This is a genomic window from Dysgonomonas termitidis (genome assembly GCF_054657735.1).
In genome coordinates, this window is sequence record NZ_BAAHYD010000002.1 from 2,283,116 (window position 1) to 2,294,937 (window position 11,822).

Genomic DNA, 11,822 nt, shown 5'->3' on the forward strand with positions numbered 1-11,822 from the left:
AGGTTTGGATTTTGCTTAAAAGGGTTTGATTACAGCTAAAACATTCAATTAATTTCCGCATCTATATACAGACGTGACAATTTGTTGATTTTAAGCAGAGTTAACAAAATGAGGATGGGGCAATATGGCATTGGATGATATTTCCGGTGCAAAGTTATTTCCCCCGTTGACTGATATAGGTTAAGGTTTATACCGGATAATAAATAGTTGATGAATGTTTGTGTTCATATCAGGTCAAAAAATACTTATTTTATTAAAGTATAAATGCTTCTCAAAATTTCTCTACGGCTTTTCTTTTCAGGTTTGAAAGAAATGCCCGATTTCTCCATCCATATTATGGAAGTTTCCGGATCAATTTCCTTATCCAGCTCAGCCATCCATCCCGGCAGGTATCCACGGAGTCCCATATATTGAGCTATTTCGAAATCCGGGTCGTTTATTTTCATATCAGAGAAATAGAACAATGTAGTTTTCCCTTTCAACAAAATTTCCTGGACATCTTCTATATTCACCTGTCCCGGTTCGATATTCCGGTCTATAGAAACTGACGCGGCAACTCCCGCCGCTTGTCCAAGCGCCATCCAGCAAGGCTCCATCCTCAATGTTGAGAAACCGACATGTGTTGCAGAAGCAGGAACGGGTATTAATAAATTTTTCACGTCCCAGGGAAGTATTACCTCATAGGGTACCGTGTAAACTGCCGAGCCGTAACTGAAAAACCCATCGAGCGCCAGCTTCTCCTTCTCGCGCTTTCGGACGGCATGGGAATCCAATGCATAATGGCTGGATGTGATACTGGAACGATACAATGGCGGGCGTCCTTCCCTGGTTACCGGTAGAGCGTCATTTGCTGTAAAGATATGCTTGCCGTGTAAACGGCGTCCTTCCCGCACATAAACCTGACGTGGAAAATGGTGGTTATCAAGATATTCATCTTTAGCAAATCCCCATTCCTGACATGCCATCCTGAATGCTTCAGGTAATTCCTTATCGTTTTGGGCAAACCAAAGCAAGCCTGTAATATATTCTTCCAGTCGTTTGGCAAATTTGTCCCTCCATTCCCAATTGGCTGTAGGCCATTTCCAGTTTTCCTCAGGCAAGTCGGTTGAAATCAGGGCTAAATGCTGATTATTCGCGTCTGTTTTCCCGTTCGGTAACGCAACCATATTGATAATTTTGGATATTCCCCATGGGTCGCCCGGAATGGAGGTCTTTTCTCCGCCTTCCAACAGATATTTTTTATTAGCCTGCTGCATTTCAGGTGTAACCTTCAATATTCCCGACCCGGCATACCTCCCCAGATAAACGTCGTCAATCAAAGAAATATAATCGGAACGCTTATATCCCTCCGGCTTTTGAGGCAGTATTCTGTTTTCCGGATTTTTAGTCAGGCATAACCTGTAATTATACGCCTGAACGGCGTTATCCGCCGCATGAGTGGACCCTTCCAGCTCAGGGCTGTCCCAGAGTTTATATAATACGCCGCTTCCTATTTCATCATATTCATTCCTGCCTTCCCTCCCAATAGAGAAAGGAACACCTGCGGCAGCGCCCAGGTCTCCTTCATATGTGGCGTCTATGAAAACAGTTCCGGCATATTGTTCTGTTTTTTTTGTTTCCCGGTTGTATATCCTGATACTTTTTATAACGCCATCCTTTCTTTCTACATTCCGGGAAAGAGCATCAAACTGGCGTTGTTTAAAGACGGTGATTTTATCCTTCTCCGTTTCCAGCATACGATCTATAACTATCGCGGCGACATGGGGCTCAAAATGATACCCTCCATTACACACGCTTACCTGTTCGGAGTTTTTTCCATATTTTTCTATATAGTAGGATAATACCCCATCGACAAACTCCCTGAACAGTCCGGTGGTAGCTCCTCGTGTCGCGATATCGGTAGCTCCCAGCCCATTTACAGGAAGACCACCAATATTATTAGTCCGTTCCAGAATGACAGAAGTTTTTCCTTCCCGTGCAGCCGCGATACCCGCCATAATACCTCCGGGCGTTCCTCCGACTATAACAAGATCATAACTGGCAGTTTGTCCTGTAAGACTACCGGAAAATAACAAACATAAAAATTGAATAACAATAAATATTTTTTGCATAATAGATAAATTTTCAGTATTCCTTTATAAGTAAGCTCTTAAGTGATACAAATGAATAAGTTTGAAAATCGATAATTATAGTTTATTTAATTATTTTACTCGGACTTATGCCAAATCGTTCTTTAAATACGGTACTAAAATATTTGGGGTCGGTAAAACCGGTCATGATGGATACTTCGAATACATTATATTGTCCTATCTGCAATAATTCTCTTGCTTTACTCAACCTGATATTTCTGGTAAATGTATTTGGTCCTTCCCCCGTTAGGGCTTTAAGTTTATTATAATAAGTAGAACGGCTCATCCCCATTGTTAAGTAAAGGTTATTCATCGAAAAGGAAGGATCGTCCAGGTGTTCCTCTACGATACGGATGGTTTTTTCCAGGAACTCCTTATCGAGGGGATTGGTATATTCCGGATTTTGATCCGGGTTACCGGATGAGCTCAATGTCTTTTTCAGATTTTCCCGGAACTGTAATATATTCCTGATTTTAGCTTTCAGAATGGATATGTCGAAAGGCTTGGTAATATAATCGTCAGCTCCGCAACTCAATCCTTTCAATATATTTTCTTTTTCTGCCAATGCCGTTAACAGAATAACCGGAATATGGCTCGTCTCCATCGAGTTTTTTAACCGGGCGCACATTTCATCCCCATTCATATTCGGCATAAGGTTGTCTGAAATAATGAAGTCGGGATGCGTTTCGGTTATGATTGAAAGCGCTTCCTGTCCGCCCAGGGCTTCTATAATATCGTAATGTGCAGACAGATTATTTTTCAAATACAGGCGCATATCATCGTTATCTTCTACAATAAGCAGCCTGATTTTCTTTTTTTCTTTTTCATATTCTTCTATACCGGTATTTGTCCCGGATATTTCAGTATCCCTGTCACTATGAAGGCTTTCCTCTTCTATTACAGATACCTTTAACATTTCTTTCTTACGGAAAAATTCTTCACCTTTCTGGAAGGATAATTTAAATTCCGTTCCGGTATTTTCTTTACTTGTGAAGTTAATTGATCCTTCATGCAGCTTAACAAGCTTCTTTGTAAGCATTAGTCCGATCCCGCTTCCCGTTTCTCTTGAGTTTATCGCATTCCTGGCTCTGAAAAACTGTTTAAAGAGGTACTTTTGTTCCTGTTGCGGAATACCGATACCATTATCTGCAACTGATAGATACCAATATTTCTGGTCATGCGATACATTGACTATGATCTGACCGTCGTTTCTGGAGTATTTGACTGCATTTGATAACAGGTTGTTGATTATTTTATCCATTTTCTCACGATCAAACCAAACGTGTAGCTGCTCGAATCCCATTTCCAGTATAAGGGTAATATTTTTATGTTCGGCTTCTACTTTATAAAGTAATATCCTTTCCTGAATATATTCTTTCAATTCGTGTTTCGAGACTACCAGCCGTAGCAGCGATAGATCTGCCTTCTGAAAGTCCAGTAACCGGGTTATCATCAGTGCCAGTTTTTCTGTATTGCGGGTAGCGATATCCAATGCAATCTGTCCTTTTTCCGTTAGATTCTCATTTTCCGACAGATCATTTAAAGGAGCCTTAATTAAAGAGACAGGCGTTCTGATATCATGTGCCATATCGATAAAGAATTGATTCTTTTCTTTTGTATAGCGCTTTTCTATGGAACCCTTCATATACTGGGTAGCTAGTTTTATTATAAACGCGAATAGAACAATATATAAAATATATGCATAAGTTGATTTCCAGAAAGGGGGACTGATGTGTACAGCTATGGTTCTTTCATCGATAAGTGCCCTGCTATCTTTATTTAAGATCTTTAGCCTGAACTGATAGTTGCCGGGACTGATATTTGTATAACTAACTGTATTGTTCTCTGTAGCTGTGTACCATTTATCATCGAAATTCTCAAACATATAGGAGTAAATTATCTGCTTGGGGGAACTGTAATTAATTGATGAGAAGGCAAAAGAAAAAGAATTTTGTTTATACGTCAGCGATAAAGAATTTGTTTCGTTAATAGCATTTTTAAGTATACCGTTATCCTCTCCTATTTTTACAGAATTATAAAACAGCTTGAAATCCGTGAAGATAAGTTTTGCTCTTATATCCGTATTCGTGATTCCATCAATGGGAAGTTCCAGTACACCGTTGATAGTACCGAATACTAAATTACCGCTCTGCCTCCGGATAGACGTACAAGGTGTAAAACTAAAATTTTTAAGCCCCAGATAACTACTAATACCATAAAATTGTCCGGTTTGCGGATTAAACTTAAAAATATCCCGTTCGGTAGTTATCCAGATATTCCCGTTCTTGTCATCTTCGATACTGTAGATGTAGTTTGATGTAAGGCCCTGATCAGTGGTATATGCCTGAAACGATTCGGTACGCGGATTAAACAAGACTAGTCCGCTACCCTCTGTACCCAGCCACACTTCGTTTTCCCCGGCAACATAAAAATCACGAACTGCACTTTTCTTATTTTTTCCTTCAAATCCGGAATATTCCTTAAAATACGAAGTTCCGGTATCTAACAGACAAAAACCGGCAGTTGTTCCTATCAGCAGGTATTTTTCGCTTAAAGGCCTTATTTCCCCCAGGGTCTCTATGCTATAATACTGGAACGTATTTTCCCTGATATTATATCGTGTAAGCTTCCCCCATAATCCGCCGAACCAGACATTGTCCTTTTTATCCGTATAGATCGAATATATATAATTTGTATTGATCGAAGCCTGAAGTTTTTGGTCTTCTTTCTTATAATTGACTACTTCTCCGCTCTGCCTGTTTATCCGAAAAACTCCCATTCCGTAAGTTCCTGCCCAAATATTTTTATAACCGTCTTCATCAAGGGATATAACAACAGCTTTTCTTGTTTCATTATTCATCAAATAATGTTTCCATTTTTTTGTTTCCGAATGATAGCAGCTTATGCCGTTATTCGTACCGACCCATAAGTTCCCGTCAGAATCTTCGAGAAGGGCATTTACTTGGTTATTGGCTAACGAATTCGGCTCATTATATATATGCTTATAATAAGAAATACCTGAAAGTACGGGAACAATAATATTGACTCCATTGGCATAAGTTGTGATCCAGATATAATTATTTTCATCTACAGCGATGTCATATACAGAGTTACTGGTCAATTCATTCCCCGAATTATGATCGGAATCAAAATAAGATACCAGTGAGTCCGAATCACAATCTATTATATAGACCCCCGAGCCGTCTGTCCCGATTACAATTTTATTGTAACCGGCATAATTCAATGAGCGGATTGCAGCATGAGGTATTACAGGAAATAATGATTTTACCAGATTAGTGGACATATCGAATACAGATACTCCTTTCAATTCGGTTCCTATATATATTTTCTGTCCTTTACAGAGCAAACGGCTTACCTTTCCGTATTGCGATCCAATATCGACTTGTTGTACTATGACATAACCTCCGGTGATTTCCTTAGCCAGTTTATACAGGTGCTTATCTGTCCCTACATAAAAAGACCCTTTGCCATCTTCCTGTACGCAGGACGGAAGCTCATTATCAAAAATGAAAAGGGACTGGAAATCTTCACTTTGCGGATTGAAAACATATAATCCGAAATTCGAGACAATCCACAGCTGATCGTTAGAATCAAGGTACACAGACAACAGCATTAAATCCTTGTAATTAATTCTCTGCCTGATATCGAAGTATAATTCGAAATCATCCGTAAATTTATTATAACGGAATATTTTTCCTCCCTGTAAAGCGACCATAAACTCACCCTTATTGTTAAGTAATGCCCGGGTATAGGAAGGATAGTTTTCATATACCAAGCTGTCATCTTTCAATTTGTAATGCTTTACCTGATATCCGTCAAACCTGTCGATGCCCATATAGGTAATAAACCACATGAATCCGGTTGAATCTTTTTCAACCTGAAATACCTGATTACTGCTTAATCCGTCGTCCATATCAAGATATCTGAAACCCTGTGAATAAATATCAGGAATAATACATATTAAGAAAGAAAATAAAAACAGAATTCTCATATATGAAAGTTTTTCAACTCCTATCAAAAATTACAATATATTACTCAAGGTTCCAAATTCAAGTCTGTGTTGGATTTATATGTTGCAAATTAACGGAGATTTTTTATTTTAAACGTCAATTTCATGGTATTAAAATATTTAAGATAAGACATTAACAATGTCTGCTATCAGTTCCGGGACGTCTGTTAATGCCTTATTTTACATTTTATCAGGGTTGTCTTTCGATATAATACTATCTGGAATAACCGTGTACTTTTATATTATCGAATTCGAGCCATCTTTCGCTTCGTTGATTTGTGCTTCCGACACGCCAAACATAAATACGGAATTCGGCGACCTCTCCTCCTGCAAATTTCATCTTACTTATATCAAATTGCGCTGTAACCCAGCCGCTCACACTGTTTTCTGTATTCGATGATACGGAAACAGTCTTTCCTGTATGGTTAATTATTCCATCTTTACAGGTATAGAGTGCTGCAAAATAGGTAAGTTCGGGAGGAGTATCCGGTGCACCTGTCCGCGCCTGTATATCAAAGGTAAACCAATACAAATCCAGCTTCTTGTTATCCGAAGGGCTTATGGTGAAAGACAGATAGTTGTTTTTTTGGTTACCGCTGTTTATATTTACAGCCTCGTTCTCTGTAAGAGCGTTTATATGATCCGCTCCTTGTCCATGATCCCGTATCCATTTTCCTCCGTCCGAAGTATGCGGATCACCCTGCGTCGAAAACAACTCAAAACTTAAATTGTGATTATTTAGCCCACTCGCCGTAATAGTACCGGCATTATTGATAACAGGTTCTAAAGAGCTTCCGTTGAAATCATAGCTTAACAGCACATCTACTTGCCCAGGAGGAAGAGTTGGAGTATATTCCCTTTTCATCACCGGATTTTCTTCATTATGTAAAGAAACGAAGTTTTTCGCACGCAAATATACCTTATCTTCATCGCCATGTTTACGGATGTATTCGTCATTCATGAAAACCCATGCCCTTAGGCCATCTGCATATAAAGCGTCTAAGGATGCATTTGTAAACATATCGTCCATAAATAAATCGAACGCTCCCTGGGCATCAGCTATTTTTTTGTCTATCGGGTCTGGATTATCATCGGGGCCTCCACTCCATATCTTGAAATGAGAAACCATTACAGGCTTGTTATAGGTTCCGAGCTGGCTTACCGCATTACGTGTTTTCCCCGGTATCTGTTGCCAATTCTTATAACTTTGCATTTGCTGTACGCATGTGAAATCACTTGCTTCTATAGCTTCGTCCCAACGAGTTATATCGCGTGTCCCCGGTATTGCCTGCGGCCAGTGATAACCTCCCAGTCCAAGTCCGACCCACGCTTTATCATATGTGTCGTGAATCGTGCCTGCTGCTTTTATATAAGCGGCGGAAAGCTGCTTTTTGTAATTTTCCGCCGCTGCTTCTCCTGAAGGGGGATAGGTCTCCAACTCGGTAAAAAGGACTATATACAAAGGACCATAATTAGGACCGTTACCCTTAAATATTTCCGTCAGTTCTTTTATATCATCTTGAAACTGGTCTCCAATGGCATAATCGGCAGTCTCCCTGTTTTGGGCCAACCATACGATAAGTTGTATTCCATATCCTTGCGCGTAAATATCGGAAACTGTCGTTTGATTTTTATATCCTCGTATCCAGCTCATATCCTGAGGCCCATTATACCAATGGGATACTAACTTTATAGATGTTTCATTGAGAAGAGCGCTGCTTTTTGCGCCTGTAAAATTATCTCCGATTCCCCAAAGAATTTTGGTAGTTGACGGCAGTGTGTCAAGTTCCTCCTCTTCGTTATTATTTTCATTATTATTTATCAGCGGCTCGTCAATAGGTTCTTCGAAATCTTTACACCCCCCAAATAAAAATGATAAAAGAACAATATACAAGAGACAAAACAAATTTTTCATAAAGATTCAGGTTTTGGTTTTTAATCAAGTTAGTTTTCATGATGCAAATATACTTTGGCATTAACATAAAGCAGGTTTGTTTTTTGCCTGATTAGGTTTGTATTTTACTTTTTAACCCGTTTGAGGAAATTAAATTTCCAGATTCAGATTCTATCCTAAACCTTTTTGTAGACTGCCTTGTACTCAATCAGTGTTCAGTCAAATGGATATGCTGATATACATATTGCGATATAATTTTACGTAATAGTTATGTAACAATATTTGTCAGGTTTCTTGATAATTGTGTAATGTTCTGCATACTTAAGTAACAAAGGTAACAGTTTTTTAGCTTTCTTATCTTGTTATATTTTCTAATATATTCAGCTTTTCAAAGAACAACATACTGATGACTACGATATTGATAAAATCTTAAAAAAATCATGCACATTTTAAATATCAATATTAAGTTTGTATAAAAATAAAAGCATGGAAAATATCCCATGCTTTTATCTTTACTATAATATAATAATACTGTCTTCTATTTCTTCAGTGTAAAGAAGAATTCCAATCCCCCGCCGGCACGGTTTTTAACCTGTATCTCTCCTTTGTGGAACAGGACGGCATTCTTTACAATGGATAAGCCTAAGCCAGAACCGCCCGTATCGCGTGTGCGCCCTTCGTTAACGCGATAGAAACGTTCGAAAAGCCTTGCCAGATATTGTTCGTCAACGCCCCGGCCAGTGTCGCAGAAACTAAAATACAGATATTCATTATCCTCCATATAGTTTTTGATGTTGATCTCTATATGTTGTCCGGCATAGCTGATCGAATTATCTACCAGATTGCGGAAAATAGAATAGAGCAGTGTATAATTCCCGTCTATAGTCAGGTCGTCTTTGATAGACACGTTTAACTTTATGTCGTTTGCCGCCAATCCGTCAGCTAAATCTATCCTTACTTCGTCTACGAGCTGTGCCAGATTCACTTTCTCCAGTTTAAACTGTGCAGGAGCTTCTTCTATTTTACTGATAAGGCTTACATCGTCTATCAGGTTCGACAGGCGGATGGTCTGCTGATGGGCCCGGTGGATAAATTGCGCCTGCTTGTATGCTTCCAGTTTTTGGGAATCCAACGTCTCGAGATAGCCACGCAGGCTTGTAACAGGAGTTCTCAGTTCATGGGCGATATTATTTGTCATTTCCTGTTTCAGCAGGCGGGTTTTTTCGGTGCGGGTAATGTCTTTTATTGTAATCTCGAAGCTGTCGTCTTCGAAAACAATTGTCTGAATTGAGAAGGTCTTTCCATTCTTTTTCAGTTGGAAAGTATGGAAGTTCTCATCCTTTGTCCGTTTGCTGATAAACTCTATCGCAGGATCGAATATTTCTTCCTTGATAATGGCTTCCAGGTTGAAAACAGGCTGGTCTACAATAAAGTTGAAATACTGGAAGAAATGTGTATTGGCATAGATCTTCTTGAAATCTTTATCGAAGATGCAAATACCTTCATGTGAAAACTGGAAGTGTTGTATCAGTTTTTCCCGCTCAACTTCTATCTCCCGTTTGCTGTTTTCTTTCTGTTTGAGTATGGTTACCAGTTGCCTGCCGATTTCACCCAATTCATCGTCAGGGAATTCTATCTTCTCGGTCAACGGCTTGTCATCTTTAATTTTAGTGGTCAATGTTTTTAGCTGCGAGATAGACTTTCCGAATCGTCCCGCCGCATAATTCAGTAGAACCAGTACTATAATAAACATGCCGATGACAATATATATAAAGAAGCTGTCGGCTTTAAGCATGCTTTTTGTCTCTACCGTATATGGCAGGGCTACACGTACATAGTACTTTTTGTAATGTTTGGCATAATACAGATATTCGTGCCTGGTAGATACAGACATCCGGATATTGGAACCAGTATTCTGATACAGGGCATTGCGTATCTCCGGACGGTTGAGGTGATTTTCCAGTGTGCTGATATCCTTAACATCCTTGTCGAAAGTAACCTTACCATCCGTATTTATAATGCTGATACGGATATCTTTGGGTAATATATAGGCCAGGGTATCTATGTGTGTCATGTCGCTGTCGGTCAGTTGGCGCATTTCTATATATGTATGTATCATCTCGGCATAGCTGTCGAGCCTGTTTTCCATGGCTTTTGTACGTTGCGCCTTTTCCTCTTTCTGTTCGAATACTATAATAGACACCGTGAAAAGTGCGAATATGATGAAGAAATAGGAGAATATCCGTTGCTTGTAAGTCAGTTTCATAATCTTTTCGGTTACGAGTTACGAGTTACGGGTTACAAGAATAGGAACTTGTAACTTGTAATTATTTATTTTGTAAATTGAATGTATATCCATATCCGGTACGGTTTACGATATAATCGCCATAAGCACCGATCTTTTTCCTGAGACGCGCGATGTGTACATCTACAGTTCTTTCCAATACAATGCCATCATCTTTCCATGCCTTGTCCAGTATGTCGGTGCGTGAAAATATGCGGCCTGTGTTCTGTACAAGCAATACCAATATATTGAATTCGGTTTTGGTAAGCTCTACAACTTCCTTATCCACGGTAACGGTTTTGGTATCGAAATCTATTTCCAGATTGTTCACTGTCAGCAGATTTTTCTGAGCCGCGTTACTTTGGTTCTCTGTTCTTTTCAACACGCTTCTTACACGGGCCACCACTTCCTTTATTGAGAAAGGTTTGGAAATATAGTCGTCCCCTCCGATAGAGAAGCCTGTCAGCATATCATTCTCGGTATCTTTTGCAGTCAGGAAAATGATAGGGATACTATTGCCGTCTTTTCTTAACTGGTCGGCAAATTTAAACCCTGAAATACCCCCCATCATGACATCCAGTAATATCAACCGGTGTTTAGGTGTCAGCATTTTCACGGCCTGTTCGGACGATTCGGCGAGATCTATGTTGTACCCTTCGTTTTGAAGATTAAACTGGAGGATTTCGCGGATATCCGGCTCATCGTCCACTATCAAAATGGATATATTCTTATTGTTTGTTTCCATGTCTGATGTCTTTTCCTTCTGTTAAATAAATAGTGGCTTCAGCGATATTAGTGGCGCTGTCACCGATGCGTTCCAGATTGTGAGATATGGAGTTTACATTTATCATATTCTGTATTTCTTTTTTGCTCAGCTTCTTGTCAGCAAAAGTCTCTTGTAAAGATAAGCCTATTTGATGATATAATTCATCAACTTTATCATCATCTTCTATCACCTGATAAGCTATATAGCTATCTTCGTTGGAGAAAGAGAATATTGCGTTCCGGAGCATTTCGCTGGTATATTGTACCATCTTGCTGATAATCTTTTTTATATCCTCAAAATACGGAGTGGATAAATCCACTTTTTTAAGGAAATGGATGATATTCAGCAGCATATCGCCAATACGTTCCAGGTTTGTGGTCAGATCCTGATAAGTTATTATCTTACGCAGGTCGGCGGCAATAGGGTTGAACTGGAAAATGGTAAATACCACCTCTTCACGTACTTTTATTTCCAGCCTGTCCATGATTATTTCGTTCGATTCGGCTTCTTCATAAAGGGATTCGATTGTATTGTCGTTAAGCAATTTGGTGGTTATCTGCATCTGTATCATGGCCGTTTTTGACAATAGTTCGAAATCGTGGAGAAGAAGTTCGAGTTGCTTGGCTTTTATATTTGTTGTCATGTCTTTTAGCTTTTAGCCATTAGCTTTTAGCCAATAGCTTTTTGTTTTACATTATAATATTTTAGGCTAATAGCTA

The 11,822-nt window shown here is 39.2% G+C and carries 6 protein-coding genes; all 6 read right to left on the reverse strand.

What is annotated here, in order from left to right:
* Positions 1 to 245: 245 nt before the first annotated feature.
* The 6 genes from ACYQ3L_RS13595 to ACYQ3L_RS13620 all read right to left on the reverse strand — a co-directional run bounded on the left by ACYQ3L_RS13595 (position 246) and on the right by ACYQ3L_RS13620 (position 11,746).
* On the reverse strand, positions 246 to 2,111 hold the full coding sequence (locus ACYQ3L_RS13595) for an FAD-dependent oxidoreductase (protein WP_379999426.1): 1,866 nt from the start codon (positions 2,109 to 2,111) through the stop codon (positions 246 to 248).
* Between the two features lie 82 nt (positions 2,112 to 2,193).
* Complete coding sequence (locus tag ACYQ3L_RS13600; protein ID WP_379999428.1) at positions 2,194 to 6,141, reverse strand: hybrid sensor histidine kinase/response regulator transcription factor; 3,948 nt, start codon at positions 6,139 to 6,141, stop codon at positions 2,194 to 2,196.
* A 232-nt stretch (positions 6,142 to 6,373) separates the two neighbouring features.
* A complete protein-coding gene (locus ACYQ3L_RS13605; RefSeq protein WP_379999430.1) occupies positions 6,374 to 8,074 on the reverse strand; it encodes a hypothetical protein in 1,701 nt (566 codons plus the stop codon).
* Positions 8,075 to 8,591: 517 nt separating this feature from the next.
* Positions 8,592 to 10,319, reverse strand: a complete 1,728-nt coding sequence (gene phoR, locus ACYQ3L_RS13610; protein WP_379999432.1) for a sensor histidine kinase — start codon at positions 10,317 to 10,319, stop codon at positions 8,592 to 8,594.
* A 61-nt stretch (positions 10,320 to 10,380) separates the two neighbouring features.
* Positions 10,381 to 11,082: a two-component system response regulator PhoB gene (gene phoB, locus ACYQ3L_RS13615; protein WP_379999434.1), complete on the reverse strand. Its 702-nt coding sequence runs from the start codon at positions 11,080 to 11,082 to the stop codon at positions 10,381 to 10,383.
* Entirely contained in the window at positions 11,066 to 11,746 is a 681-nt protein-coding gene (locus ACYQ3L_RS13620) for a phosphate signaling complex PhoU family protein (protein ID WP_379999436.1), read from the reverse strand. The genes phoB and ACYQ3L_RS13620 overlap by 17 nt, the downstream gene beginning before the upstream one ends.
* Between the last annotated feature and the right edge of the window lie 76 nt (positions 11,747 to 11,822).

Excerpts from the sequence above, each read along its gene's own strand:
- phoB (WP_379999434.1), bottom strand. The coding sequence starts at position 11,082 with ATGGAAACAAACAATAAGAATATATCCATTTTGATAGTGGACGATGAG.
- ACYQ3L_RS13600 (WP_379999428.1), bottom strand. The coding sequence starts at position 6,141 with ATGAGAATTCTGTTTTTATTTTCTTTCTTAATATGTATTATTCCTGAT.
- ACYQ3L_RS13620 (WP_379999436.1), bottom strand. The coding sequence starts at position 11,746 with ATGACAACAAATATAAAAGCCAAGCAACTCGAACTTCTTCTCCACGAT.
- ACYQ3L_RS13605 (WP_379999430.1), bottom strand. The coding sequence starts at position 8,074 with ATGAAAAATTTGTTTTGTCTCTTGTATATTGTTCTTTTATCATTTTTA.
- phoR (WP_379999432.1), bottom strand. The coding sequence starts at position 10,319 with ATGAAACTGACTTACAAGCAACGGATATTCTCCTATTTCTTCATCATA.
- ACYQ3L_RS13595 (WP_379999426.1), bottom strand. The coding sequence starts at position 2,111 with ATGCAAAAAATATTTATTGTTATTCAATTTTTATGTTTGTTATTTTCC.